The following is a 25,956-nucleotide window of genomic DNA, read 5'->3' as shown; positions in this document are numbered from 1 at the left end:
GAAGCCCGGCTCCAGCGGCTCGATCACGAACCGGGAGCGGAATTCGTCGACGACCTCTTCGGTCAACGAGGGACGCTGAGCGATCAGCATGAAGTGTTTCCTTCAGTCAGGGACACCCACTATTTGATGTCCTTGCCACTGGGCGGCAGCCCAATGTTCATACAGTTACAAGGGTACGGGCGGTACGGCTCCGAGGAGCCGCACCGCCCGAAAATCCCTGGATCAAGCGACGTGCGTCAGACGCGGCGACGCTTGGGGGGACGGCAGCCGTTGTGCGGCGTCGGCGTGACGTCCTGGATCGAGCCGACCTCGAGGCCGGTCGCCTGCAGCGAACGGATGGCGGTCTCGCGACCGGAACCCGGACCCTTGACGAAGACGTCAACCTTGCGCATGCCGTGCTCCTGGGCGCGACGCGCGGCCGACTCGGCGGCCATCTGCGCGGCGAACGGAGTCGACTTGCGCGAGCCCTTGAAGCCGACGTGGCCGGCGGAGGCCCAGCTGATCACGTTGCCCGTGGGGTCCGTGATCGAGACGATGGTGTTGTTGAACGTGCTCTTGATGTGGGCGTGCCCATGAGCGACGTTCTTCTTTTCCTTGCGGCGCACCTTCTTGGCAGCGCCCTGACGACCCTTGGGGGGCATCTATTACTCCTACGGGAGGTGGTCGGTCCTGCAGCGACAGCTGTCGATAGACCGCTGAGCGAGGACTACTTCTTGCCCGGCTTCTTCTTACCGGCGATGGCGCGACGCGGGCCCTTACGGGTACGAGCGTTCGTGCTGGTGCGCTGACCGCGGACGGGCAGGCCACGACGGTGACGAAGACCCTGGTAGCAACCGATCTCGACCTTGCGGCGGATGTCGGCCTGGATCTCGCGGCGGAGGTCACCCTCCGTCTGGATGTTGGCGTCCACGTACTCGCGGATCTTGATCAGGTCCTCTTCGGACAGATCACGAACACGGGTGTTGCGGTCCACACCGGTGGCGTCCAGCGTCTGCTGGGACAGCGTGCGGCCAATGCCGAACACGTACGTGAGGGCGACCTCGACACGCTTTTCGCGCGGGAGGTCAACACCTTCAAGGCGTGCCATTCAAGGCTCCTGTTGATTTTCGGAGGTCTTCAGCAGGACCGTTCCCAGGTGCCGTACGAGGTACATCCTGGGTCCCCGGCCTCCGACCGGGGGTGTCGCCCTCCATCACTGAAGAGGGACGGGTCCTGCACATGTGCTTTACGTGCGTCGCGCGAAAATCTGCGAACTGCAGTCGTGCGTCAGCCCTGGCGCTGCTTGTGGCGCGGGTTGTCGCAGATGATCATGACCCGGCCGTGACGGCGGATCACCCTGCACTTGTCGCAGATCTTCTTGACGCTCGGCTTGACCTTCATTGGGTGAGGTTCTCCGGGTCAGTGCCATCACCCCACGTGAATGGGGTGCGGGCAAGATCTACTTGTACCGGTAGACGATCCGGCCACGCGTCAGGTCGTACGGAGACAGCTCCACCACGACCCGGTCGTCAGGGAGGATGCGGATGTAGTGCATGCGCATCTTGCCGCTGATGTGTGCCAGGACCTGGTGGCCGTTCTGGAGCTCAACCTTGAACATGGCGTTCGGAAGAGACTCAACGACAGTGCCCTCGATCTCGATGGCACCTTGCTTCTTGGCCACGCTTTGCCCTTCGAATCGACTACCTTGATCGACCGCGTACTTCCGTATCCCCGCAAGCAGGCACACGGATGCACGAGAGCCGACGAGTCAGTCTACGTCAGGCACCCCGGAAAGACGAATCGAGGAAGAATGCCCCACAGACAAGATCCTTAAGCGGCCGGGGTCCTACCCCAGCGGGTCCGGCGCCGTCGTAACCCCGTACTCCGCCAGCTTCGCCTTGCCGCAGTCCGGAGACGTGAGGACCAGCGGCCCTTCCTCCGTGAGAGCGATCGTGTGCTCCCAGTGCGAGGACCACGTGCCGTCCGTCGTGATGACCGTCCAGTCGTCCTCCAGGACCTCCGTGCGGGGCGTTCCGAGGGAGACCATGGGCTCGATGGCCAGGCAGAGGCCGGGGACCAGCTTGGGGCCCTTGCCGCGGCGGCGCTCGACGTAGTTCAGGACGTGCGGGTCCATGTGCATCTCGGTGCCGATGCCGTGGCCGCCGTAGTCCTCGACGATCCCGTACTTGCCGCCGCCGGGCTTCGGCTGGCGGCGGATGTACGTCTCGACCGCGCGGGAGATGTCCACGAGCCGGTTGCCCTGCTTCATGGCGGCAAGGCCCGCCCACATCGACTCCTCGGTCACCCGGGAGAGCTCGATCAGCTCCGGGGAGTGACCGGTGCCCACGAACGCGGTGTAGGCGGCGTCGCCGTGCCAGCCCTCGATGATCGCGCCGGCGTCGATGGAGATGATGTCGCCGTCCTTCAGGACGGTCTTGTCGTCCGGGATGCCGTGCACGACGACCTCGTTGACCGAGGTGCAGATCGTCGCCGGAAAGCCGCCGTACCCGAGGAAGTTGGACTTCGCGCCGTGCTCGGCGATCACCTTGCGGGCGACGTCGTCCAAGTCCTTCGTGGTGGCACCCGGCACCGCCGCCTCACGTGTCGCGGCGTGGATGGCAGCGACCACAAGGCCCGCCTCACGCATCTTCGCGATCTGCTCGGGGGTCTTGATCTGCACCATGGGGCTTCCGCTCTCCGTCATCCGTCCGACAACCGGCCACGTACGTAACCGCTACGTACACAACACTACGGCCGCGGTCCCCCGAGGGGCACCGCGGCCGAGACAGCGTACTGGCTACTTGTCGCCCTTGAGCGCGTCCATCGCGCGCTTGGTGACCTCGTCCACCTTGCCGAGCGCCGAGATCGTCACGACGAGGCCCTGGGCCTTGTAGTGGTCGATGATCGGCTCGGTCTCACGGTGGTACACGTCGAGACGCTTGCGCACGGTCTCTTCCTTGTCGTCACCGCGCTGGTAGAGCTCGCCGCCGCAGACGTCGCAGACGCCCTCGGCCTTCGGCTTGCTGTACGTCACGTGGAAAACGTGGCTGGAATCGTTCCGGCAGATGCGGCGGCCGGCGATGCGCTTGACCACCTCGTCCTCGGGGACCTCGAGGTCGAGCACCGCGTCGAGCCTCTGGCCGTCCGCCTTCAGCGACTCGTCCAGGGCCTCGGCCTGCGACACGTTCCGCGGGAAGCCGTCGAGCAGGAAGCCGTTCTCGGCGTCCGGCTGCGTCATGCGGTCGTGGGCCATGCCGATGGTGACCTCGTCGGGTACGAGGTTGCCGGCGTCCATGAACGCCTTCGCCTGCTTGCCCAGCTCCGTGCCCTGGCTGATGTTGGCGCGGAAGAGGTCGCCCGTGGAGATGTGCGGGATCTTCAGGTTCTTGGCGAGGAACGCGGCCTGCGTTCCCTTGCCCGCACCGGGCGGCCCGACGAGGACGATTCGCATCAGCGGAGGAACCCTTCGTAATTGCGCTGCTGGAGCTGGCTCTCGATCTGCTTCACGGTCTCCAGACCCACACCCACGATGATCAGGATGCTTGTCCCGCCGAACGGGAAGTTCTGGTTCGCGCCGAAGCCCACCAACGCCATCGTCGGTACGAGAGCGATCAGACCCAGATACAGCGAGCCCGGCCACGTGATCCGGTTGAGTACGTAGCTCAAGTACTCAGCGGTCGGACGGCCAGCCCGGATGCCCGGGATGAAGCCACCATACTTCTTCATGTTGTCCGCGACTTCCTCGGGGTTGAACGAGATAGCCACGTAGAAGAAGGCGAAGAACACGATCAACAAGAAGTACGTCGCGATGTAAATCGGGTGGTCGCCCTTGGTCAGGTTCGCCTCGATCCACTGCTTCCACCCGGAGTTGCCACCCGCGAACTGGGCGACGAGAGCGGGGATATAGAGCAGCGAAGAGGCGAAGATCACAGGGATGATGCCCGCCTGATTGACCTTCAGCGGAATGTACGTCGAAGTACCGCCGTAGGACCGGCGACCGATCATGCGCTTCGCGTACTGGACGGGAATGCGGCGCTGAGCCTGCTCCACGAAGACGACCAGACCGACCATGACAAGACCGACCGCGATGACCGTGCCGAACTCGATCCAGCCACCGGCCAGCGAGCCCTGACTCTTGATCGCCCACAGGGCGCTCGGGAAGGTCGCGGCGATCGAGATGAACATCAGGATCGACATGCCGTTGCCGATGCCGCGGTCGGTGATGAGCTCACCGAGCCACATGACACAGGCCGTGCCCGCGGTCATCGTGATCACCATGGTGATGGTCACGAAGATCGACTGGTCCGGCACGATCTCGGTGGCGACGGGGCAGCCGGAGAACAGCGAGCCCGTGCGTGCGGTCGCCACGAGGCCGGTGCCCTGGAGGATCGCGAGCGCGACGGTGAGATAACGCGTGTACTGCGTGATCTTCGCCGTGCCGGCCTGGCCCTCCTTCTTCAGCGCCTCGAGCCGCGGGATCACGACGGTCAGCAGCTGCAGGATGATGCTCGCCGTGATGTACGGCATGATGCCGAGCGCGAAGATCGTGATCTGCAGCAGCGCCCCGCCACTCATCATGTTGACCAGACCGAACAACCCCTGGTTGGAGTTGGCCTGGTCCATACATACCTGGACGTTCTTGTAGCTCACGCCCGGGATCGGAATGTGCGTTCCGAGCCGGTAGATCACGATGATGCCGAGAGTGAAGAGCAGCTTCTTGCGCAGGTCGGGCGTCTTGAACGCCCGGGCGAACGCGGTGAGCACGGTGCCTCCTGCGACCCCCGCGCGCGTGCGTCAGAGGTAGTGGTCTGAGGATCGACGAATACGTATCAGTCAGAAAAACCGCACGGGCAGACCGCACGGAGCTTAGACAGTGCACGCCACCTTACCGGCGACCGTGCCCCCCTTGGAACGACCAACCGGGGATGCCCCTTTTGTGGGGCATCCCCGGCTGGGAATCGCTCAAGTCATCGAGTGGCCTGAAGAATTCAGACGAGCTCGGTGACAGTACCGCCGGCGGCGGTGATCTTCTCCTTGGCGGAGCCGGAGACGGCGTCAACCGTCACCTGCAGCGCCACGGTGACCTCACCCTGGCCGAGGACCTTGACGAGGCTGTTCTTGCGAACCGCACCCTTGGCCACGAGGGCCTCGACGGTGACCTCGCCACCCTCGGGGAACAGCGCGCTCAGCTTGTCGAGGTTCACGACCTGGAACTCGGTCTTGAACGGGTTCTTGAAGCCCTTGAGCTTCGGGAGGCGCATGTGGAGGGGCATCTGCCCACCCTCGAAGCGCTCCGGAACCTGGTAACGGGCCTTGGTGCCCTTGGTACCACGACCAGCGGTCTTACCCTTGGACGCCTCACCACGACCCACACGGGTCTTGGCGGTCTTGGCGCCCGGGGCGGGCCGGAGGTTGTGGACCTTCAGCGGGTTCTGCTCCGCCATGTCAGTCGACCTCCTCAACCGTCACGAGGTGGCGGACGGTGTGCACCATTCCGCGGAACTCGGGGCGGTCTTCCTTGACGACCACGTCGTTGACCCGCTTGAGGCCAAGCGAACGCAGCGTGTCGCGGTGGTTCTGCTTGCTGCCGATGTACGACTTCGTCTGCGTGACCTTGAGGCGAGCCATTACGCACCCGCCCCGGCACGTGCACGCAGCAGAGCCGCGGGGGCCACGTCCTCGAGGGGCAGACCACGGCGAGCCGCGATCTCCTCGGGACGCTGCAGGCCCTTGAGGGCCGCCACGGTCGCGTGCACGATGTTGATCGCGTTCGACGAACCGAGCGACTTCGACAGGATGTCGTGCACGCCCGCGCACTCGAGCACGGCACGCACCGGGCCACCGGCGATAACACCGGTACCGGGGGAAGCAGGCTTGAGCAGGACGACGCCCGCGGCCTTCTCGCCCGTGATCGGGTGCGGGATGGTGCCCTGGATACGCGGAACCTTGAAGAAGTTCTTCTTGGCCTCTTCAACGCCCTTGGCGATGGCCGCGGGAACTTCCTTGGCCTTGCCGTATCCGACACCTACGGTGCCGTCACCGTCGCCCACCACGACCAGCGCGGTGAAGCTGAAGCGGCGACCACCCTTGACAACCTTGGCGACACGGTTGATCGCGACAACGCGCTCAACGTATGCGGTCTTCTCGGCGGCAGCGCCACCGTCGCGACCCTTCCGGTCCCGCCGCTCGCCGCCACCGGCACCGCTTCCGCGGCGCTGGGGTCCAGCCATTGGAATTACCTCTCTCTGTTACGTCCGCTAGCTCCGGAACCGGGGCTTAGAACTTCAGCCCGGCTTCGCGGGCGGCGTCCGCCAGAGCGGCAATGCGCCCGGCGTACTTGTTGCCACCGCGGTCGAACACGACGGCCTCGACACCCGCAGCCTTGGCACGCTCGGCGACGAGCGCGCCGACCTGCTTGGCCTGCGCGGACTTGTCGGCCTCGCCACCGCGGATCGTCGCGTCCAGGGTCGACGCCGACGCAAGGGTGTGACCCTTGAGGTCGTCGATGACCTGAGCAACGATGTTGCGGTTCGAGCGAGTCACGACGAGGCGCGGACGCTCCGCCGTACCCGACACGTTCTTGCGGATGCGGATGTGGCGGCGGGCCTTGGCGGCACGCTTGTAAGCGTCGCCCTTGGCGATCTTCACACCGTATGCCATGGCTTACTTACCTGCCTTTCCGACCTTGCGCCGGATGACTTCGCCCTCGTACTTGACGCCCTTGGCCTTGTACGGGTCGGGCTTGCGCAGCTTGCGGATGTTGGCCGCAACCTCGCCGACCTTCTGCTTGTCGATGCCCTCGACCGAAAGCTTGGTCGCGGACTCCACCTTGAAGGTGATGCCCTCGGGGGCCTCGACCAGGATCGGGTGGCTGTAACCCAGCGAGAACTCCAGGTTGGAGCCCTTCGCGAGGACGCGGTAACCGACACCGCTGATCTCGAGCTTCTTCACGTAACCCGCGGTCACGCCGGTGATCATGTTCGCCACCAGCGTGCGGGACAGGCCGTGCAGGGCCTTGTTCTGACGCTCGTCGTTCGGGCGGGTGACGTTCAGGACGCCGTCCTCACCCTTAGCGATGTCGATCGGCGCGACGACGGTGTGGGAAAGGGAGCCCTTGGGACCCTTAACCGAGACCGTCCGGCCGTCGATGGTGACGTCCACGCCGGCGGGAACCGTGATGGGGAGCTTGCCAATACGCGACATTAGCTATTCCTCCGTTCCCGACTACCAGACGTAGGCGAGGACTTCCCCACCTACGCCCTTCTTGCCTGCCTGCTGGCCGGTGAGCAGACCGTGCGACGTGGAGATGATCGCCACGCCCAGGCCGCCGAGCACCTTCGGCAGGTTGGTGGACTTCGCGTAAACCCGGAGACCGGGCTTGGAGATCCGCTTGATGCCCGCGATGGAGCGCTCACGGTTCGGGCCGAACTTCAGCTCGAGGACGAGGTTCTTGCCGACCTCGGCGTCCTCGGTCTTCCAGCCCGTGATGAAGCCCTCCTGCTGGAGGATCTCCGCGATGTGAGACTTGATCTTGCTGTGCGGCATCGCCACGGAGTCGTGGTACGCCGAGTTCGCGTTACGCAGACGAGTCAGCATGTCCGCGATCGGATCAGTCATGGTCATGAATTGGCCTTCGGCCTCTCTCGCCGTGGTTTCCTATCTGCGCCATCCCTCTCCCCACTCAGAGGCGGGACGGGTGCGGCGCGGGGACCTACGGCGTAGTAAGTCGGTCAGGGCGGCAGGCGCCCAACCCTCCTAGCCTAAGCCATGGAGAGGTGGGCCACCTACCGACCAGATACTTACCGAGAGCCTCCGGTAATTCCCAAGTCCCTTAGGACAGGGGGAATTACCAGGAGCTCTTGGTCACGCCCGGCAGCTCGCCACGGTGAGCCATCTCACGAAGGCAGACGCGGCACAGGCCGAACTTGCGGTACACGGAGTGCGGACGGCCGCAGCGCTGGCAGCGGGTGTAGCCGCGCACACCGAACTTGGGCTTACGAGCAGCCTTGGCAATAAGAGCCTTCTTCGCCATCTCGCTTACGCCTCCTTGAAGGGGAAGCCGAGGTGACGGAGAAGGGCACGGCCCTCAGCGTCGTTGGTCGCCGTGGTGACCACGGTGATGTCCATACCCCGGACGCGGTCGATCTTGTCCTGGTCGATCTCGTGGAACATGACCTGCTCCGTGAGACCGAAGGTGTAGTTGCCACGGCCGTCGAACTGCTTGGGGGACAGACCACGGAAGTCGCGGATGCGCGGAAGCGCGAGCGACAGGGTGCGGTCCAGGAACTCCCACATGCGGTCGCCACGGAGCGTGACGTGGCAGCCGATCGGCTGACCCTCGCGCAGCTTGAACTGCGCGATGGACTTCCGGGCCTTCGTGATGGCCGGCTTCTGACCCGTGATGGTGGTCAGGTCACGGACGGCACCGTCCATGAGCTTCGAGTCACGGGCGGCGTCGCCGACACCCATGTTGACCACGATCTTGACGAGGCCGGGCGTCTGCATGACGTTCTCGTACGAGAACTCTTCCTGCAGCTTCGCCGCGATCTCCTCGCGGTACTTCGTCTTCAGACGCGGGCTGGTGGTGGTCGTCATCAGATGTCCTCACCCGTCCGCTTGGCAACGCGGATCTTGTTGCCGTCATCGTCGAAGCGGAAACCGACACGCGTGACGACCTTGTTGCCGTCCTTCTCCACGACGAGCTGAACGTTGCTCACGTGGACAGGGGCCTCGGTGGTCACGATGCCGCCGGCCTGCGAACCGCTGGCGGTCGGGCCGGCCTTCGTGTGCTTCTTGACCCGGTTGACACCCTCGACCAGGACGCGCTCGTCGCGCGGGTAAGCGGCAATGACCTTGCCCTGCTTGCCCTTGTCCTTACCGGTGATGACCTGAACCAGGTCGCCCTTCTTGATCTTCATGCTTACAGCACCTCCGGCGCGAGCGAGATGATCTTCATGAACTTCTTCTCGCGCAGCTCACGGCCCACCGGGCCGAAGATACGGGTGCCGCGAGGGTCGCCGTCGTTCTTCAGAATGACGGCGGCGTTCTCGTCGAAGCGGATGTACGAGCCGTCGGGACGGCGGCGCTCCTTGACGGTGCGAACGATGACCGCCTTGACGACGTCACCCTTCTTCACGTTGCCACCGGGGATCGCGTCCTTGACGGTGGCGACGATGACGTCACCGATACCCGCGTAGCGGCGACCCGAGCCACCGAGAACACGGATGGTGAGAATTTCCTTCGCACCCGTGTTGTCAGCGATCCGAAGTCGCGACTCCTGCTGGATCACGTCTATCTCCTGTTTGTCTGCCGGTTCCCGGCGGGGGCGAATCCCTTACGGGAGCCGGCCCCCGCCGAGCCTGGCGGAACTGATCCGAGGGGAGATCCCCTCGGAAATTACTTGGCCTTCTCGAGGATCTCGACGATGCGCCAGCGCTTGGTCGCCGACAGCGGACGCGTCTCCATCAGGAGGACGCGGTCGCCGACGCCGGCAGCGTTCTGCTCGTCGTGCGCCTTGAGCTTGTTCGTACGGCGGATGACCTTGCCGTACAGCGCGTGCTTCACGCGGTCCTCGACAGCGACGACGACGGTCTTGTCCATCTTGTCGCTGACGACCAGACCCTCACGGGTCTTGCGGAAACCGCGGTCGGTCTTCGTCTCAGTCACGTTGCTCTCGCTCATCAGGCGCTCTCCACCGTCTCGATGCCCAGCTCGCGCTCACGCATGAGGGTGTAGATCCGCGCGATGTCCTTACGGACGGCCTTCAGCCGACCGTGGTTCTCGAGCTGACCGGTCGCCGCCTGGAAGCGGAGGTTGAACAGCTCTTCCTTGGCCTCGCGGAGCTTGTTGAGAAGCTCCTCGTTGCCCAGTTCGCGCAGCTCGGACGCCTTGGTACCGGCCGACATCACGACTCACCTGCCTCGCGCCGAACAATCCGGCACTTCATCGGAAGCTTGTGAGCAGCGCGGGTAAGCGCCTCACGCGCAGTCTTCTCATTCGGGTAGGACAGCTCGAACATCACCCGTCCGGGCTTGACGTTCGCGACCCACCACTCGGGGGAACCCTTACCGGAACCCATGCGGGTCTCGGCGGGCTTCTTCGTCAGCGGGCGGTCCGGGTAGATGTTGATCCAGACCTTGCCGCCACGCTTGATGTGGCGGGTCATCGCGATACGAGCCGCCTCGATCTGGCGGTTGGTCACGTACGCCGGAGTGAGGGCCTGAATGCCGTACTCGCCGAACGCAACCTGCGTACCACCCTTTGACATACCGCTGCGCTTGGGGTGGTGCTGCTTGCGGTGCTTGACCCTACGAGGGATCAGCATGTCGGTCAGGCCTCCGTTCCGGTGCTCTCAGCCGGAGCGGCAGCTGCGGCGGGAGCGTCGGCCTTGGGGGCCTCGGCAGCCGGCGCGGACTGCTGCTGCGGCTTGCGGCCGCGGCCGCCACGCTCGCCACCACGGCCACCACGGGCCGGGCGGTCGTTGCCGCCACCACGGGCCGGGCGGTTACCCGCACGGGCCGCGGCGTTCTCGGCGCGGACCTCGGCGATGTTCTTGACGTCGCCCTTGTAGATCCAGACCTTCACGCCGATACGGCCGAAGGTCGTCTTGGCCTCGAAGAAGCCGTAGTCGACGTTCGCACGGAGGGTGTGCAGGGGCACGCGGCCCTCGCGGTAGAACTCCGAGCGGGACATCTCGGCGCCGCCGAGACGGCCACCACACTGGATCTTGATGCCCTTGGCGCCGGCCTTCATCGTCGACTGCATGCTCTTACGCATGGCGCGACGGAAGGAGACGCGGGAGGACAGCTGCTCTGCAACGGCCTGCGCGACCAGCTGAGCGTCGACCTCGGGGTTCTTGACCTCGAGGATGTTCAGCTGAACCTGCTTGCCCGTGAGCTTCTCGAGGTCACCGCGGATGCGGTCGGCCTCGGCGCCACGGCGGCCGATGACGATGCCGGGACGCGCGGTGTGGATGTCCACCCGCACGCGGTCACGGGTGCGCTCGATCTCAACCTTCGAGATGCCGGCGCGCTCCATGCCGGACGTCATCATCCGACGGATGGCGACGTCTTCCTTGACGTAGTCCTTGTACAGCTTGTCGGCGTACCAACGCGACTTGAAGTCGGTGGTAATGCCGAGCCGGAACCCGTGCGGGTTTACCTTCTGGCCCATTACCGGGTTCCTTCCTTGCTGCTGACGACCACGGTGATGTGGCTGGTCCGCTTACGGATCCGGTAGGCACGGCCCTGTGCACGCGGACGGAACCGCTTCAGGGTCGGGCCCTCATCCACGTACGCCTCGCTGATGACCAGCGAAGAGGCGTCACTGTGGTCGTAGTTGTGTGCAGCGTTGGCGATGGCGCTGTCAAGCACCTTGCCAACCGGCACGCTCGCGGCCTGCGGGGCGAAACGCAGGACCGCCTGAGCCTCCGTGGCATCCATGCCACGGATGAGGTCCACCACTCGGCGGGCCTTCATGGGCGTGACGCGGATGTACCGCGCCTGGGCCCTGGCTTCCATGGTTGTCCCTTCGGTGTAAGTCATAGTCGTTCCACCCCGCGCTAGCGGCGCTTCGACTTCCGGTCGTCCTTGACGTGGCCGCGGAAGGTGCGAGTCGGCGAGAACTCGCCGAGCTTGTGGCCGACCATCGCCTCGGTGACGAACACCGGGATGTGGGTCTTGCCGTTGTGCACCGCGATCGTGTGGCCCAGCATGGCCGGGACGATCATCGAGCGACGGGACCAGGTCTTGATGACGTTCTTGGAACCTGCTTCGTTCTGGACATCCACCTTCTTGATGAGGTGTCCGTCGACGAAGGGCCCCTTCTTGAGACTGCGCGGCATCTAAACCCGCTCCTAGCGCTTCTTGTTCGTCTTGCGGCGGCGGACGATGTACTTGTTGCTCGCCTTCTTCGGCGAACGAGTACGACCCTCCTTCTGACCCCAGGGCGAGACCGGGTGGCGACCACCGGAGGTCTTGCCCTCACCACCACCGTGCGGGTGGTCGACCGGGTTCATCGCCACACCGCGAACGGTCGGGCGAACGCCCAGCCAGCGCTTACGGCCGGCCTTGCCCCAGTTGATGTTCGACTGCTCGGCGTTGCCGACCTCGCCAATCGTGGCGCGGCAGCGGACGTCGACCAGACGGATCTCACCGGACGGCATACGAAGGTGGGCCATGGAGCCCTCCTTCGCCAGCAGCTGCACGGAGGCACCCGCGGAACGGGCGAACTTCGCGCCGCCGCCGGGCCGCAGCTCGATGGCGTGGATGGTCGTACCGACCGGGATGTTGCGGAGGGCCAGGTTGTTGCCCGGCTTGATGTCCGCGCCCGGTCCGTTCTCGACCCGGTCACCCTGCGACAGGTTGCGGGGGGCCAGGATGTAGCGCTTCTCGCCGTCCGCGTAGTGCAGGAGCGCGATGCGCGCGGTGCGGTTCGGGTCGTACTCGATGTGCGCGACCTTCGCCGGCACGCCGTCCTTGTCGTGACGACGGAAGTCGATCACTCGGTAGGCGCGCTTGTGTCCGCCACCCTGGTGGCGAACGGTCACACGACCGGCGTTGTTACGGCCGCCCTTGCTGTGCAGCGGGCGGACCAGCGACTTCTCCGGCGTGGACCGCGTTACCTCGACGAAGTCGGCGACGCTGGAGCCACGACGGCCCGGCGTAGTCGGCTTGTACTTGCGGATTCCCATTTCTCAGTCCTCGTCCGATATTCGGACCAGGGCGCTCCGTTAGGAGGCCTGGCCGAAGATGTCGATACGGTCGCCCTCAGCAAGGGTCACGATCGCGCGCTTGGTGTCAGCGCGCTTACCGAACCCCGTGCGGGTGCGCTTGCGCTTGCCCTGGCGGTTGATCGTGTTGACCCCAGTGACCTTGACCGAGAAGACCGCCTCGACGGCCTGCTTGATCTGGGTCTTGTTGGCGCCGGGCGCGACGACGAAGGTGTACTTGCCCTCGTCGAGAAGCGCGTAGCTCTTCTCAGAGACGACCGGCTTGACGAGGACGTCACGGGGGTCCGTGAAGCTCTTGCTCAGCGGCGTCTCAACGGTGTTCTTGCCCTCGGTGGCGTGGCGCTTCGCCTTGGCGAGGCGCGCGGCCTTGGCGGCCTTGGCCGCCTTGGGGGCGATGCTCGGGTGACGCGTAGCCATCAGGCTTCGCTCCCTTCGGTCTCAGCGGCCTGGGGGCCAGACACGAAGGACTCGAAAGCGGCCTTGGTGAAGACCACGTCGTCCGAGACGAGCACGTCGTACGTGTTCAGCTGGCCCGGCTCCAGGATGTGCACCTGGGGCAGGTTGCGGGCGGAGAGCAGCGAAGTCTCGTCCGCGCGGTCGATGACCAGGAGCACGTTCTTGCGCTCGCTGACCTTGCCGAGCAGCGTCTTCGCGGCCTTCGTGGAGATGTCGCCCTCGACCACGTTGGTGACAACGTGGATACGAGCGTTGCGGGCCCGGTCGGTGAGGGCGTGGCGCAGGGCCGCGGCCTTCATCTTCTTCGGGGTCCGCTGCGAGTAGTCACGCGGCTGCGGGCCGTGGACGACGCCACCGCCGGCGAACTGCGGCGCACGGGTCGAACCCTGGCGCGCGCGGCCGGTGCCCTTCTGGCGGTACGGCTTCTTGCCACCACCGCGGACTTCACCGCGGCGCTTGGTCTTGTGCGTGCCCTGACGGGCAGCGGCCAGCTGAGCGACAACGACCTGGTGGATCAGCGGAATGCTGATCTTCTCGACGTCGAAGATCTCCGAGGGGAGCTCGACGGTCCCGGCCTTGTCGCCTGCCGGCGAAAGGATGTCAATGGTGCTCATCGGTTCCTCAAGCCCCCTTGGCCGCGGTACGGACCAGGACGAGGCCGCCGTTCGGACCGGGAACTGCGCCCTTGATCAGGAGCAGGCCCTTCTCCGCGTCAACGGCGTGAACGGTCAGGTTCTGGGTGGTGACCCGCTCGTTGCCCATACGGCCCGCCATGCGGAGGCCCTTGAACACGCGACCCGGGGTGGCGCAGCCACCGATCGAGCCCGGCGAGCGGTGCTTGCGCTGGGTGCCGTGACCGGCGCCGAGTCCCTTGAAGTTGTGACGCTTCATGACACCGGCGAAGCCCTTGCCCTTGCTCTTGCCCGTGACGTCAACCTTGACGCCGGACTCGAACACCTCGGCAGTCACCTCCTGGCCCAGCGTGTACTCGCTGGCACCGGGGGTGCGGATCTCCACCAGGTGGCGGCGGGGGGTCACGTCGGCCTTGGCGAAGTGACCCTTGAGGGGCTTGTTCACCTTGCGAGGGTCGATCTCGCCGAAGGCGATCTGGACCGACTCGTAGCCGTCGGAGTCATTCGTACGGACCTGGGTAACGACGCAGGGCCCGGCCTTGACGACGGTGACCGGGACGACACGGTTGTTCTCGTCCCAGACCTGGGTCATGCCGAGCTTCTCGCCCAGGACGCCCTTGATCTGCTTAGTCATCTGTCCGCGCCTCTCAGAGCTTGATCTCGATGTCGACGCCGGCCGGAAGGTCCAGGCGCATCAACGAGTCAACGGTCTTGGGCGTCGGGTCGAGGATGTCGATCAGGCGCTTGTGCGTGCGCATCTCGAAGTGCTCGCGCGAGTCCTTGTACTTGTGCGGCGACTTGATGACGCAGTACACGTTCTTCTCAGTGGGCAGCGGCACCGGGCCTGCGACCGACGCACCAGTGCGAGTCACCGTCTCGACGATCTTCTTCGCCGAAGAGTCGATGACCTCGTGGTCGTAGGCCTTGAGCCGGATGCGGATCTTCTGTCCCGCCATGGCTACTTGGTAGTCCTTTGTCTCGAAGGCTCTGGCTCCCGGGAGGCCCTTTTTTCTACTTCCTCCGACCCACGCGGTCGGGCGTGTCGCAGTCCCGCTCACGGAGATTTCCCGAAGGATTTCCCTGCTAGGGGCTGCGGCCCAGCTGACCGCGGGTCCGGGGGAAGAAACCCACCGGGCGCCTGGTTAAGTCTCCGCACCGCACTTCCCAGAAGATTCCCGTACGTCCGCTCCAGCGCTGCCTTACGGCAGATGGGGCGACGAGTACTGTGGGACTCGCTTCCGGTCCTCCCGGCGGGAGGCGCGCAGCATCGGCACTCAACCGAGCAACCCCGACAGTCTGCCATACGGGGCACGGGCCTGGCCAATCGAAGCTTGGGATCGTACCCGTAGGGCGCCGGAGATCAAACCTGGGCCCCCGCAGGGCGCGCCCTGAACCTCACGCCACCGGATCCCGTTCCCGCGTGCTCCGGTGCCACCGGCGCCTTTCTCCAAGAACCGGAGAGGGAGAAAGAACCCCACCAGGCCCCACCCCACCCGCCCACGGTCAGACGCGCTCGGCCCCGGTCGGGACCTGGTCGGGGTCTGGGTCTGGGTCTGGGTCTGGGTCTGGGTCTGGGTCTGGTCAGGGTCTGGTCGGCAACGCACGGGACCACGCTCACTCACGCGAGTGAACATCACCAGGTCGGCTGGCTTTCCGCTCCCCCAACTGCCCTACTCTCAGCCCCAGTAGGCGCAAACAACAGCAGACATGCGACGGCCCCCGCCGGGACGGCAATCCCGAGGCGAGGGCCTGACCACCGAGGAAGAAGCGAGCTTCCCGATGGACACCCAAAACCCTAGCGCGCCCCCGCGCGCCCAGTCCGCCGCGGGCGGCAGTCAATCCCACGCACGAGCGACCCGGCGCCCCCGCAGCCAGCCCCGCCCCACCGCTGCGCGCCCCTCCGGCATCTCCCACGAGAACGCCCGCCACACCACCCGCTTCACGGTGATCGGCAACCACCTCACGCAGCACCAGGAGCTCTCCCTCCTGGCCATCGGCCTGGGCTGCCACATGCAGTCGCTGCCCGCCGGAGCCCGCGTCGACATCAAGACTCTCGCCGCCCGCTTCCCCGAAGGCGCGACCCGCATCGCAGCCGCCCTGCGCGAGCTGGAGGCCCACGGCTACCTGCGCCGGGAGCGTGAGCGCACCCTCGCCGGCCGCATCGTCACCCGCACGATCTCCTGCAACCAGCCGCACGCGGCGGCCCAGCGAAGCTCGCACACGCCCGCCGCGGCCCAGCCCCCGCCTCGCGGGACCAACGGGACTCCGGCCCCAAAGGCCCGCCCCAAACAACCCCGCCCCCTCCCCGCCGTACCGCACCCGGCCTTCCCCACCTCCACCCTCCTCCAGCAGGCCACCGACCTCCTCGCCGATCTGCGCCGAGAGGACCCGCGCCTGCTTCTCTCAGCCCGCGACACCGCCCACCTCGCCTCCGGCGTCGCCACCTGGCTGGAATGCGACGTCGCCCCCACCTCCGTAGTCCATGCCCTCACTCACGACCTGCCGCCCGAAGGCCCACGCCGCCCCGCGGCCCTGCTCGCCCACCGCCTGACAGCGCTGCTCCCACCTCCACCCCCCTTCCACGGCCCGCAGCCCGCCCGGCACCCCCTCCAGAACTGCGAGGGCTGCGACCGCGCCTTCCGCGCACCAGCGCCAGGCCACTGCCGCGACTGCCACCACTCCCCGTACACCCCCTACACCCGCTGACCAGGGGGAAACACTCAGCAATGTTCGCGTCCCCACACCCCGCGAGCCCCGGCCGACCAACCTGGCCAGTGCACTCCCGGGAGGACTCCATGAGCACGCAGGCCGATCACGGACACGAGCTGGCGCCCCGCCCCGAACAGACCCCGGACGCCCTGCGCGCCGCCCTCGCCGTGGTTGCCCCCCGCGCGCCTGCCGGAGATGCAGCGGACCAAGGACGAGGCCTTCGCCAAGGCAGTCGAGTGGCAGTCCCTCAGCCCGGTGCAGAGCTGGGTCCTCACCTGGGCACCTGGGCCCGGGACATCGAGATCGCCCGCCGCCCCGACCTCTCCACCCGGCACGCCCGCGCCACACGGGATCTGGAGCATGAGGACGCCGCCGTCGCCCAGGAGGCATTGCGCGAGCTGAGCGCCGTCCTGGACCAGGCCATAAAGGCAGTACGGACTTGAGCTGGAGCTGGGAGTACGCCTTCGCGGCAGAGGAAGCCGCTCGCACCGCGTCACCAGCCTTTCTCACTGAAGTGGAGCGCAAGGCCGCGCAACTAAAAAGGGCCCGCACGACCGAAGTCGTACGGGCCCTTCCGTTACCGCGTGTACTGCTGTGCTCTCAGTTCAGAGCAACCGGGTCTCCCCGATCAACGTGCAAGCGAAATGCTTACTTGTTGATCTTGGTGACCTGGCCGGCGCCGACGGTCCGGCCACCCTCACGGATGGCGAACTTCAGGCCCTCTTCCATCGCGACGGGCTGGATGAGCTCAACGGTCATCTCAGTGTTGTCGCCCGGCATGACCATCTCGGTGCCCTCGGGGAGGGTCACGACGCCGGTCACGTCCGTGGTGCGGAAGTAGAACTGCGGGCGGTAGTTGTTGAAGAAGGGGGTGTGACGGCCACCCTCGTCCTTCGACAGGATGTAGGCCTGGGCCTCGAACTCGGTGTGCGGCGTGACCGAACCGGGCTTGATGATGACCTGGCCGCGCTCGACGTCCTCGCGCTTGATGCCACGGAGGAGCAGACCGACGTTCTCACCGGCCTGGCCCTCGTCGAGCAGCTTGCGGAACATCTCGATGCCGGTGACCGTGGTGGTGGTCTTCTCGGTCTTGATGCCGATGATGTCGACGGTCTCGTTGACCTTGAGGATGCCACGCTCGATACGACCGGTGACGACGGTGCCACGACCGGTGATCGTGAAGACGTCCTCGATCGGCATCAGGAACGGCTTGTCGACGTCACGCTCGGGCTCCGGGATGGACTCGTCGACAGCCTTCATCAGGTTGAGGACGGACTCACCCCACTCCTTGTCGCCCTCGAGCGCCTTGAGCGCCGAGACCTTGACGACCGGCAGGTCGTCGCCCGGGAACTCGTACTCGGAGAGGAGCTCACGGACCTCGAGCTCGACGAGCTCCAGGATCTCCTCGTCGTCCACCATGTCGGCCTTGTTCAGGGCGACGACGATGTACGGAACGCCGACCTGGCGGGCCAGGAGCACGTGCTCCTTGGTCTGCGGCATCGGGCCGTCGGTGGCGGCAACCACGAGGATCGCGCCGTCCATCTGCGCGGCACCCGTGATCATGTTCTTGATGTAGTCCGCGTGACCGGGGCAGTCGACGTGCGCGTAGTGACGCGTCTCCGTCTGGTACTCGACGTGCGCGATCGAGATCGTGATACCGCGCTGGCGCTCTTCGGGAGCCTTGTCGATCTGGTCGAAGGCCGAGGCCTCGTTCAGGTCCGGGTACGCGTCGTGCAGCACCTTGGTAATGGCGGCCGTGAGGGTCGTCTTACCGTGGTCGATGTGACCGATGGTGCCGATGTTGACGTGCGGCTTAGTCCGCTCGAACTTTGCCTTCGCCACTGAATCCTCCTGCGGAGTGGTTCTGTACGCCTTGCTTCATCGGCGCCAGGTGATCTTTGCTGGGAAGCCAGCCGCCGGGGTTCTTGCCTTATGGGGTCGAACCCCGGCGGATGGTGTCAAGCCTAAAGCGTCAACTCGGGTGAGTTACTCGCCCTTGGCCTTCGCGATGATCTCCTCGGCGACGTTCCGCGGAACCTCGGCGTAGGAGTCGAACTGCATTGAGTAGCTTGCGCGACCCGACGTCTTGCTGCGGAGGTCTCCGACGTAGCCGAACATCTCCGAGAGGGGCACGAGGCCCTTCACGACGCGAGCGCCGCTGCGCTCCTCCATGGCCTGAATCTGGCCACGACGGGAGTTGATGTCACCGATGACATCGCCCATGTAGTCCTCGGGCGTGGTGACCTCGACGGCCATCATCGGCTCGAGCAGCACGGGCTTGGCCTGACGCGCGGCCTCCTTGAAGGCCTGCGAACCGGCGATCTTGAAGGCGAGCTCGGAGGAGTCGACCTCGTGGTAGGCGCCGTCGAGAAGCGTGATGCGAACACCAGTCATCTCGTAGCCCGCCAGGATGCCGAACTGCATGGCCTCCTGCGCACCGGCGTCCACCGACGGGATGTACTCCCGCGGGATACGGCCACCGGTGACCTTGTTGACGAACTCGTACGACGCCTCGCCGCCCTCGATGGGCTCGATCGCGATCTGCACCTTGGCGAACTGACCGGTACCACCGGTCTGCTTCTTGTGGGTGTAGTCCACGCGCTCGACGGCCCGACGGATCGTCTCGCGGTACGCGACCTGGGGCTTGCCGACGTTCGCCTCGACGCGGAATTCGCGCTTCATGCGGTCGACGAGCACCTCGAGGTGAAGCTCACCCATACCACCGATGATGGTCTGGCCGGTCTCCTCGTCCGAGTGGACCTGGAAGGAGGGGTCCTCCTCCGAGAGACGCTGGATGGCTACACCCAGCTTCTCCTGGTCACCCTTGGACTTGGGCTCGATGGCGACCTGAATGACCGGCGCCGGGAAGTCCATGGACTCCAGGATGACCGGCTTCTTGTCGTCACACAGCGTCTCACCGGTGGTGGTCTGCTTCAGGCCCATGACGGCGACGATGTCGCCGGCGCCCACCGACTCGATCTCCTCACGCTTGTTCGCGTGCATGCGGTAGATCTTGCCGATGCGCTCCTTCTTGCCCTTGACCGAGTTCAGCACCGCGGTGCCGGCCTGCAGGCGACCGGAGTAGATCCGGACGAAGGTGAGCTTGCCGAGGTGCGGGTCGCTCGCGATCTTGAACGCGAGAGCCGAAAGCGGCTCCTCGTCCGAAGGCTTGCGCTTGACGACGACCTCGGGGTCCTTGACGTCGTGGCCCTCGATGGCCTCGACGTCCAGGGGCGACGGGAGGTAACGCACGACCGCGTCGAGCAGGGGCTGGACGCCCTTGTTCTTGAACGCGGTGCCGCAGAACACGGGGGTGACAGTGGTGTCGCCGCCCTTGCCGGAGGCGATGGTGACGCGGCGAATGGCCTCGTACAGCTGGTCCTCGGTGGGCTCCTGGCCCTCGAGGTACAGCTCCATCATCTGCTCGTCGTTCTCGGCGACGGCCTCAAGGAGCTTGCCGCGCCACTCTTCGGCAGCCTCGGCGTGCGTCGCCGGGATGTCGACGATGTCGTACGCCTCGCCCATCTTGGTCTCTGCGGACCAGACGAAGGCCTTCATCGTGACGAGGTCGACGACACCCTTGAAGTCAGCCTCTGCGCCGATGGGCAGCTGCATGACGATCGGGGTCGCACCGAGGCGGTCGACGATCATGTCGACGCAGCGGTGGAACTCGGCACCCGTACGGTCGAGCTTGTTGACGAAGCAGATACGCGGGACGCCGTAGCGGTCCGCCTGACGCCACACGGTCTCGGACTGGGGCTCAACACCGGCGACGCCGTCGAACACCGTCACGGCACCGTCGAGCACACGGAGCGAACGCTCGACCTCGACGGTGAAGTCGACGTGGCCCGGGGTGTCGATGATGTTGATGGTGTGGTCGACGTCGTTCATCGGCCAGTGACAGGTGGTGGCAGCAGAGGTGATCGTGATGCCACGCTCCTGCTCCTGCTCCATCCAGTCCATCGTGGCGGCGCCGTCGTGGACCTCACCGATCTTGTACGACACACCCGTGTAGAACAGGATCCGCTCGGTGGTCGTCGTCTTGCCCGCGTCGATGTGGGCCATGATGCCGATGTTGCGCACCTTGGCCAGGTCAAGTGAAGTGGTAGCCATATCGGCTCAGTCTTCTCTCGGTCTCGATGTGGGTAGCGACTACCAGCGGTAGTGCGCGAAGGCCTTGTTGGACTCGGCCATCTTGTGGGTGTCCTCACGCTTCTTCACAGCGGCACCAAGGCCGTTGGAGGCGTCGAGGAGCTCGTTGAGCAGACGCTCGGTCATGGTCTTCTCGCGACGGGCGCGGGAGTAACCGACCAGCCAGCGCAGGGCGAGCGTGTTCGCACGGCCCGGCTTGACCTCGATCGGGACCTGGTAGGTCGCGCCACCGACACGGCGGGACTTGACCTCGAGAGTCGGCTTGATGTTTTCCAGCGCGCGCTTGAGCGTGATGACCGGGTCGTTGCCGGTCTTCTCGCGCAGGCCCTCCATGGCGCCGTACACGATGCGCTCGGCGGTGGAGCGCTTGCCGTTCAGCAGCACCTTGTTGATGAGGGAGGTCACCAGAGGAGAACCGTAGACCGGGTCGATGATGACCGGGCGCTTCGGGGCGGGGCCCTTACGAGGCATTCTTACTTCTCCTTCTTGGCGCCGTAGCGGCTGCGGGCCTGCTTGCGGTTCTTGACGCCCTGGGTGTCAAGGGAGCCGCGGATGATCTTGTAGCGAACACCCGGCAGGTCCTTCACACGGCCACCACGCACGAGCACGATGGAGTGCTCCTGCAGGTTGTGTCCCTCACCCGGAATGTAAGCGGTGACCTCGATCCCGCTGGTCAGACGCACACGCGCGACCTTACGCAGGGCCGAGTTCGGCTTCTTCGGGGTGGTCGTGAACACACGCGTGCAGACGCCGCGGCGCTGGGGCGAACCCTCGAGTGCGGGCGTCTTGTTCTTCTCGACCTTGTCCTGCCGGCCCTTCCGGACCAGCTGCTGGATCGTAGGCACTACTTCTCCGGTTTCTGTGTGCCGAATGGTAAAGCTAACCTGGAACATCGCCGACCCACGCGGTCGGGTGTGTCGAATCCTGCAGACTCCCGCCGCAAGGCGAGGAGGGGCGCAGATTTACGGTGGCCGTTCTCGGACTCGCGATGCGGCTGAAGACACGCGCGCGAGCCCAGGCACACCCCAGGCACAAGGTCTGAGCGTACCTACCTCATCGGGTTCGGTCAAAACAAATGCGATCGACCCCGACACGCCGGGCTTCTGAACCCATCAGGGACGCCGCACGGAAAGCCTTGACAGCGACCCTCGCGGCCACTACACAGCCTGCGGCCGCAAGCTGCGGACCAGCGGCTTTCGCCCCCGAGAACGGCTGCTCAGCCCCACTGCGCCCCCTCCCCCAGGGCCGCGACGCACGCCGTCAGTCCGTGTCGTACGTCATACCGCCGGCCAACGCCGAAGGGCGGCCACCCTCACGGGGTGACCGCCCTTCAACAGACCTGGGTCCTACTGGTTGTACGGCCCGTAGTCGTAGTCCTCCAGCGGCACAGCCTGGCCCGAACCCGTCCCGAAGGGCGAGTAGTCGATGTCGTCGTAGCCGACGGCCGAGTACATCGCGGCCTTGGCCTCTTCGGTCGGCTCGACCCGGATGTTGCGGTAGCGGGAGAGACCCGTACCGGCCGGGATGAGCTTACCGATGATGACGTTCTCCTTGAGGCCGATCAGGGAGTCGGACTTGGCGTTGATCGCCGCGTCCGTCAGGACCCTGGTCGTCTCCTGGAAGGAAGCCGCGGACAGCCACGACTCCGTCGCCAGCGAGGCCTTGGTGATACCCATCAGCTGCGGACGGCCGGAGGCCGGGTGGCCGCCTTCCGTCACGACACGACGGTTCTCGGTCTCGAACTTCGAGCGCTCGACGAGCTCGCCCGGCAGCAGCTCCGCGTCGCCGGACTCGATGATCGTCACGCGGCGCAGCATCTGCCGGATGATGATCTCGATGTGCTTGTCGTGGATCGACACGCCCTGGCTGTTGTAGACCTTCTGGACTTCGCCGACCAGGTGGACCTGGACCGCGCGCTGACCGAGGATCCGCAGCACGTCGTGCGGGTTGGTGGCACCGAAGGTGAGCTTCTGGCCCACCTCGACGTGGTCACCCTCACGCACGAGGACCTTGGCGCGCTTCGAGATCGGGAAGGGAGTCTCGTCGCTGCCGTCGTCCGGCGTGACGACGATCTTCTTGGTCTTCTCGGTCTCCTCGATACGGATGCGGCCTGCCGCCTCCGAGATCGGGGCGACACCCTTGGGCGTACGAGCCTCGAAGAGCTCGACGACACGGGGCAGACCCTGGGTGATGTCGTCACCGGCCACACCACCGGTGTGGAACGTACGCATCGTCAGCTGCGTGCCGGGCTCACCGATGGACTGGGCGGCGATGATGCCGACCGCCTCACCGATGTCGACCAGCTTGCCGGTGGCGAGCGAACGGCCGTAGCAGAAGGCACAGGTGCCGACCGCCGACTCACAGGTCAGGACCGAACGGGTCTTGACCTCCTCGACGCCGTTGGCGACCAGGGCGTCGATGAGGACGTCACCGAGGTCGACGTTGGCCGGCGCGATGACCTTGCCGTCGATGACGACGTCCTCGGCCAGCATGCGGGCGTACACCGAGGTCTCGACGTTCTCCGTCTTGCGGAGCACACCGTCCTCGCCCTTGACCGCGATCTTCAGCTTCAGACCGCGCTCGGTGCCACAGTCCTCCTCGCGAATGATGACGTCCTGAGAGACGTCGACCAGACGACGGGTGAGGTAACCGGAGTCAGCGGTACGGAGAGCCGTGTCCGCAAGACCCTTACGGGCACCGTGCGTGGAGATGAAGTACTCGAGCACCGACAGGCCTTCGCGGAACGAAGCCTTAATCGGGCGCGGGATCGTCTCGTTCTTCGCGTTCGACACCAGACCACGCATACCGGCGATCTGACGCATCTGCATCATGTTTCCTCGGGCACCCGAGTCAACCATCATGAAGATGGGGTTCGTCTTGGGGAAGTTCGCGTTCATCGCCTCGGCAACCTCGTTGGTCGCCTTGGTCCAGATCGCGATGAGCTCCTGCGTGCGCTCGTCCTTGGTGATCAGACCGCGCTCGTACTGCTTCTGGACCTTCTCGTCCTGCGCCTCGTAGCCCGCGACGATCGCCTTCTTGGCCTCGGGGACCACGACGTCGGAGATGGCCACGGTGACACCGGAACGGGTCGCCCAGAAGAAGCCCGCCGCCTTCAGGTTGTCGAGCGTCGCCGCCACGATGACCTTGGGGTAGCGCTCGGCCAGGTCGTTGACGATCTCGGAGAGCTGCTTCTTGCCCACCGAGTAGTCGACGAACGGGTAGTCCTCGGGCAGCAGCTCGTTGAAGAGCGCGCGGCCCAGGGTCGTACGCAGCCGGAAGCTGTCGCCCTGCTGGTACTCCTGCTCGCCCTCTTCGACGGCCGGCGGGGTCCAGCCGCGCGGCGGGATGGTGCCCACCGGGAAGCGGATGTCGACCTTCGCCTGGAGCGAGAGCTCCTTGGCGTCGAACGCCATGGTCGCCTCGGCGGAGGAACCGAACGAACGGCCCTCACCGATGACCTTGCGCTCTTCCTCGTCCGTCGTGAGGAAGAAGAGACCGAGAACCATGTCCTGGGTCGGCATGGTGACGGGACGGCCGTCTGCCGGCTTCAGGATGTTGTTCGAGGACAGCATCAGGATGCGGGCCTCGGCCTGCGCCTCCGCGGAGAGCGGCAGGTGCACGGCCATCTGGTCACCGTCGAAGTCCGCGTTGAACGCGGTGCAGACGAGCGGGTGGATCTGAATGGCCTTGCCCTCGACCAGCTGCGGCTCGAAGGCCTGGATGCCGAGGCGGTGCAGCGTGGGCGCACGGTTCAGGAGAACCGGGTGCTCCGCGATGACCTCTTCCAAGACGTCGTACACGACCGTGCGGCCTCGCTCGACCATGCGCTTCGCCGACTTGATGTTCTGCGCGTGGTTGAGATCGACCAGGCGCTTCATCACGAACGGCTTGAAGAGCTCCAGAGCCATGGCCTTCGGCAGACCACACTGGTGCAGCTTCAGCTGCGGGCCGACGACGATCACGGAACGCGCGGAGTAGTCCACACGCTTACCGAGAAGGTTCTGACGGAAACGACCCTGCTTGCCCTTGAGCATGTCGCTCAGGGACTTCAGCGGGCGGTTACCGGGACCGGTGACCGGGCGACCACGACGACCGTTGTCGAAGAGGGCGTCCACGGCCTCCTGGAGCATGCGCTTCTCGTTGTTCACGATGATCTCGGGAGCACCGAGGTCGAGAAGCCGCTTCAGGCGGTTGTTGCGGTTGATCACGCGGCGGTACAGGTCGTTCAGGTCGGAGGTCGCGAAGCGGCCACCGTCCAGCTGCACCATCGGACGCAGGTCCGGCGGGATGACCGGCACGCAGTCGAGCACCATGCCCTTGGGGCTGTTGCTGGTCTGCAGGAACGCGGAGACGACCTTGAGGCGCTTGAGCGCACGGGTCTTCTTCTGGCCCTTGCCGGTACGGATGATCTCGCGAAGCCGCTCGGCTTCCTCATCCAGGTCGAACGACTCAAGGCGCTTCTGCAGTGCAGCGGCACCCATCGAACCGTCGAAGTACGTGCCGAAGCGGTCACGCAGCTCGCGGTAGAGCAGCTCGTCACCCTCCAGGTCCTGGACCTTGAGGTTCTTGAAGCGGTTCCACACCTCGTCGAGACGGTCGATCTCGCGCTGCGCACGGTCACGCAGCTGCTTCATCTCACGCTCGGCACCTTCGCGCACCTTGCGGCGTACGTCGGCCTTGGCGCCCTCGGCCTCGAGCTCGGCCAGGTCGGTCTCGAGCTTCTTGGCGCGGGCCTCCAGGTCGGAGTCGCGACGGTTCTCGACCTGCTGACGCTCCACGGAGACGTGCGCCTCCAGGGACGGCAGGTCACGCGTACGGCGCTCCTCGTCCACGAACGTGATCATGTACGCCGCGAAGTAGATGACCTTCTCGAGGTCCTTCGGGGCGAGATCAAGCAGGTAGCCGAGGCGCGACGGAACGCCCTTGAAGTACCAGATGTGCGTGACAGGCGCGGCCAGCTCAATGTGGCCCATCCGCTCACGACGCACCTTGGCGCGAGTGACCTCGACGCCGCAGCGCTCGCAGATGATGCCCTTGAAGCGGACACGCTTGTACTTACCGCAGTAGCACTCCCAGTCCCGGGTCGGACCGAAGATCTTCTCGCAGAAGAGTCCGTCCTTTTCGGGCTTGAGCGTGCGGTAGTTGATGGTCTCCGGCTTCTTGACCTCGCCGTGGGACCACTGTCGGATGTCGTCCGCGGTGGCAAGGCCGATCCGCAGCTCGTCGAAGAAGTTGACGTCGAGCACTTTGTCGTCAATCCCTCTTTCGGGGTCGAGTCTCAATCATGGTCTGAACGGG

General features: G+C 65.6%; 34 protein-coding genes and 1 pseudogene. 2 read left to right on the top strand and 33 right to left on the bottom strand.

What is annotated here, in order from left to right; genetic code table 11:
* Positions 1–236 precede the first annotated feature (236 nt).
* From rpsK to rpsJ, 28 genes are all read right to left on the bottom strand, one after another.
* Positions 237–641: a 30S ribosomal protein S11 gene (gene rpsK / locus ACWGIH_RS17590; protein ID WP_003948617.1), complete on the bottom strand. Its 405-nt coding sequence runs from the start codon at positions 639–641 to the stop codon at positions 237–239.
* A gap of 65 nt (positions 642–706) precedes the next feature.
* The gene (rpsM, locus tag ACWGIH_RS17585; RefSeq protein WP_135332566.1) at positions 707–1,087 is read right to left on the bottom strand and encodes a 30S ribosomal protein S13; all 381 of its coding nucleotides are present in this window, start codon (positions 1,085–1,087) and stop codon (positions 707–709) included.
* 179 nt (positions 1,088–1,266) lie between these two features.
* Positions 1,267–1,380, bottom strand: coding sequence for a 50S ribosomal protein L36 (rpmJ, locus tag ACWGIH_RS17580; protein ID WP_003948619.1), 114 nt, complete (start codon positions 1,378–1,380; stop codon positions 1,267–1,269).
* A 58-nt stretch (positions 1,381–1,438) separates the two neighbouring features.
* A complete protein-coding gene (gene infA, locus ACWGIH_RS17575; protein ID WP_003948620.1) occupies positions 1,439–1,660 on the bottom strand; it encodes a translation initiation factor IF-1 in 222 nt (73 codons plus the stop codon).
* 165 nt (positions 1,661–1,825) lie between these two features.
* Complete coding sequence (gene map / locus ACWGIH_RS17570) at positions 1,826–2,662, bottom strand: type I methionyl aminopeptidase (RefSeq protein WP_453451894.1); 837 nt, start codon at positions 2,660–2,662, stop codon at positions 1,826–1,828.
* Between the two features lie 114 nt (positions 2,663–2,776).
* Complete coding sequence (locus ACWGIH_RS17565; protein WP_453451893.1) at positions 2,777–3,430, bottom strand: adenylate kinase; 654 nt, start codon at positions 3,428–3,430, stop codon at positions 2,777–2,779.
* The gene (gene secY, locus ACWGIH_RS17560) at positions 3,430–4,743 is read right to left on the bottom strand and encodes a preprotein translocase subunit SecY (protein ID WP_453451892.1); all 1,314 of its coding nucleotides are present in this window, start codon (positions 4,741–4,743) and stop codon (positions 3,430–3,432) included. The genes ACWGIH_RS17565 and secY overlap by 1 nt, the downstream gene beginning before the upstream one ends.
* A 224-nt stretch (positions 4,744–4,967) precedes the next feature.
* Entirely contained in the window at positions 4,968–5,423 is a 456-nt protein-coding gene (rplO, locus tag ACWGIH_RS17555) for a 50S ribosomal protein L15 (RefSeq protein WP_098244248.1), read from the bottom strand.
* Position 5,424: 1 nt separating this feature from the next.
* Positions 5,425–5,607, bottom strand: coding sequence for a 50S ribosomal protein L30 (rpmD, locus tag ACWGIH_RS17550; protein WP_056552385.1), 183 nt, complete (start codon positions 5,605–5,607; stop codon positions 5,425–5,427).
* Positions 5,607–6,209: a 30S ribosomal protein S5 gene (rpsE, locus tag ACWGIH_RS17545; RefSeq protein ID WP_160506669.1), complete on the bottom strand. Its 603-nt coding sequence runs from the start codon at positions 6,207–6,209 to the stop codon at positions 5,607–5,609. The genes rpmD and rpsE overlap by 1 nt, the downstream gene beginning before the upstream one ends.
* Before the next feature lie 46 nt (positions 6,210–6,255).
* Positions 6,256–6,639 (bottom strand): 50S ribosomal protein L18, encoded by a 384-nt coding sequence (gene rplR / locus ACWGIH_RS17540; protein ID WP_160506668.1) that lies wholly within the window; start codon positions 6,637–6,639, stop codon positions 6,256–6,258.
* 3 nt (positions 6,640–6,642) lie between these two features.
* Entirely contained in the window at positions 6,643–7,182 is a 540-nt protein-coding gene (gene rplF, locus ACWGIH_RS17535) for a 50S ribosomal protein L6 (RefSeq protein WP_363212682.1), read from the bottom strand.
* 21 nt (positions 7,183–7,203) lie between these two features.
* Positions 7,204–7,602: a 30S ribosomal protein S8 gene (rpsH, locus tag ACWGIH_RS17530; RefSeq protein ID WP_160506666.1), complete on the bottom strand. Its 399-nt coding sequence runs from the start codon at positions 7,600–7,602 to the stop codon at positions 7,204–7,206.
* A 223-nt stretch (positions 7,603–7,825) separates the two neighbouring features.
* On the bottom strand, positions 7,826–8,011 hold the full coding sequence (locus ACWGIH_RS17525) for a type Z 30S ribosomal protein S14 (RefSeq protein WP_003948630.1): 186 nt from the start codon (positions 8,009–8,011) through the stop codon (positions 7,826–7,828).
* Positions 8,012–8,016: 5 nt separating this feature from the next.
* A complete protein-coding gene (rplE, locus tag ACWGIH_RS17520) occupies positions 8,017–8,574 on the bottom strand; it encodes a 50S ribosomal protein L5 (RefSeq protein WP_160506665.1) in 558 nt (185 codons plus the stop codon).
* Complete coding sequence (rplX, locus tag ACWGIH_RS17515) at positions 8,574–8,897, bottom strand: 50S ribosomal protein L24 (protein ID WP_160506664.1); 324 nt, start codon at positions 8,895–8,897, stop codon at positions 8,574–8,576. The genes rplE and rplX overlap by 1 nt, the downstream gene beginning before the upstream one ends.
* Before the next feature lie 2 nt (positions 8,898–8,899).
* Positions 8,900–9,268 carry a 50S ribosomal protein L14 gene (gene rplN, locus ACWGIH_RS17510; protein WP_073768975.1) on the bottom strand — a complete coding sequence of 123 codons (369 nt, stop codon included), beginning with the start codon at positions 9,266–9,268 and terminating at the stop codon, positions 8,900–8,902.
* 107 nt (positions 9,269–9,375) lie between these two features.
* A complete protein-coding gene (gene rpsQ, locus ACWGIH_RS17505) occupies positions 9,376–9,660 on the bottom strand; it encodes a 30S ribosomal protein S17 (protein WP_055564830.1) in 285 nt (94 codons plus the stop codon).
* The gene (gene rpmC / locus ACWGIH_RS17500; protein WP_010036720.1) at positions 9,660–9,884 is read right to left on the bottom strand and encodes a 50S ribosomal protein L29; all 225 of its coding nucleotides are present in this window, start codon (positions 9,882–9,884) and stop codon (positions 9,660–9,662) included. The genes rpsQ and rpmC overlap by 1 nt, the downstream gene beginning before the upstream one ends.
* The gene (gene rplP / locus ACWGIH_RS17495) at positions 9,884–10,303 is read right to left on the bottom strand and encodes a 50S ribosomal protein L16 (protein WP_135332557.1); all 420 of its coding nucleotides are present in this window, start codon (positions 10,301–10,303) and stop codon (positions 9,884–9,886) included. The genes rpmC and rplP overlap by 1 nt, the downstream gene beginning before the upstream one ends.
* Positions 10,304–10,308: 5 nt before the next feature.
* The gene (gene rpsC / locus ACWGIH_RS17490) at positions 10,309–11,151 is read right to left on the bottom strand and encodes a 30S ribosomal protein S3 (protein WP_160506663.1); all 843 of its coding nucleotides are present in this window, start codon (positions 11,149–11,151) and stop codon (positions 10,309–10,311) included.
* Positions 11,151–11,498, bottom strand: coding sequence for a 50S ribosomal protein L22 (rplV, locus tag ACWGIH_RS17485; RefSeq protein ID WP_016645177.1), 348 nt, complete (start codon positions 11,496–11,498; stop codon positions 11,151–11,153). The genes rpsC and rplV overlap by 1 nt, the downstream gene beginning before the upstream one ends.
* 41 nt (positions 11,499–11,539) lie before the next feature.
* The gene (gene rpsS / locus ACWGIH_RS17480; RefSeq protein WP_160506662.1) at positions 11,540–11,821 is read right to left on the bottom strand and encodes a 30S ribosomal protein S19; all 282 of its coding nucleotides are present in this window, start codon (positions 11,819–11,821) and stop codon (positions 11,540–11,542) included.
* A gap of 12 nt (positions 11,822–11,833) precedes the next feature.
* Positions 11,834–12,670, bottom strand: coding sequence for a 50S ribosomal protein L2 (gene rplB / locus ACWGIH_RS17475; protein WP_160506661.1), 837 nt, complete (start codon positions 12,668–12,670; stop codon positions 11,834–11,836).
* Between the two features lie 39 nt (positions 12,671–12,709).
* Positions 12,710–13,126 carry a 50S ribosomal protein L23 gene (gene rplW / locus ACWGIH_RS17470; protein ID WP_190084419.1) on the bottom strand — a complete coding sequence of 139 codons (417 nt, stop codon included), beginning with the start codon at positions 13,124–13,126 and terminating at the stop codon, positions 12,710–12,712.
* Entirely contained in the window at positions 13,126–13,779 is a 654-nt protein-coding gene (gene rplD / locus ACWGIH_RS17465; RefSeq protein ID WP_363212684.1) for a 50S ribosomal protein L4, read from the bottom strand. The genes rplW and rplD overlap by 1 nt, the downstream gene beginning before the upstream one ends.
* A 7-nt stretch (positions 13,780–13,786) precedes the next feature.
* Positions 13,787–14,431: a 50S ribosomal protein L3 gene (gene rplC, locus ACWGIH_RS17460; protein WP_363212685.1), complete on the bottom strand. Its 645-nt coding sequence runs from the start codon at positions 14,429–14,431 to the stop codon at positions 13,787–13,789.
* 13 nt (positions 14,432–14,444) lie between these two features.
* Positions 14,445–14,753: a 30S ribosomal protein S10 gene (rpsJ, locus tag ACWGIH_RS17455; RefSeq protein ID WP_003948644.1), complete on the bottom strand. Its 309-nt coding sequence runs from the start codon at positions 14,751–14,753 to the stop codon at positions 14,445–14,447.
* Positions 14,754–15,576: 823 nt separating this feature from the next.
* Between rpsJ and ACWGIH_RS17450 the strand changes: the two genes are divergently transcribed.
* On the top strand, positions 15,577–16,503 hold the full coding sequence (locus ACWGIH_RS17450; RefSeq protein WP_453451891.1) for a helix-turn-helix domain-containing protein: 927 nt from the start codon (positions 15,577–15,579) through the stop codon (positions 16,501–16,503).
* 89 nt (positions 16,504–16,592) lie between these two features.
* Positions 16,593–16,949 (top strand): annotated as a pseudogene (locus tag ACWGIH_RS17445) (hypothetical protein).
* Between the two features lie 205 nt (positions 16,950–17,154).
* Here ACWGIH_RS17445 and tuf read toward each other — a convergent pair.
* The 5 genes from tuf to ACWGIH_RS17420 form a co-directional block, all read right to left on the bottom strand.
* Positions 17,155–18,348 carry an elongation factor Tu gene (gene tuf, locus ACWGIH_RS17440; RefSeq protein ID WP_351170407.1) on the bottom strand — a complete coding sequence of 398 codons (1,194 nt, stop codon included), beginning with the start codon at positions 18,346–18,348 and terminating at the stop codon, positions 17,155–17,157.
* A gap of 144 nt (positions 18,349–18,492) precedes the next feature.
* The gene (fusA, locus tag ACWGIH_RS17435; protein ID WP_453451890.1) at positions 18,493–20,619 is read right to left on the bottom strand and encodes an elongation factor G; all 2,127 of its coding nucleotides are present in this window, start codon (positions 20,617–20,619) and stop codon (positions 18,493–18,495) included.
* A gap of 39 nt (positions 20,620–20,658) precedes the next feature.
* Positions 20,659–21,129: a 30S ribosomal protein S7 gene (gene rpsG / locus ACWGIH_RS17430; RefSeq protein ID WP_003974303.1), complete on the bottom strand. Its 471-nt coding sequence runs from the start codon at positions 21,127–21,129 to the stop codon at positions 20,659–20,661.
* Positions 21,130–21,131: 2 nt separating this feature from the next.
* Complete coding sequence (rpsL, locus tag ACWGIH_RS17425) at positions 21,132–21,503, bottom strand: 30S ribosomal protein S12 (RefSeq protein ID WP_003948652.1); 372 nt, start codon at positions 21,501–21,503, stop codon at positions 21,132–21,134.
* 501 nt (positions 21,504–22,004) lie between these two features.
* A complete protein-coding gene (locus ACWGIH_RS17420) occupies positions 22,005–25,904 on the bottom strand; it encodes a DNA-directed RNA polymerase subunit beta' (protein WP_361837202.1) in 3,900 nt (1,299 codons plus the stop codon).
* Positions 25,905–25,956: the final 52 nt, after the last annotated feature.

The organism is Streptomyces sp. NPDC054872 (assembly GCF_053610705.1).
This window is presented reverse-complemented; position numbering and strand designations above follow the sequence as displayed.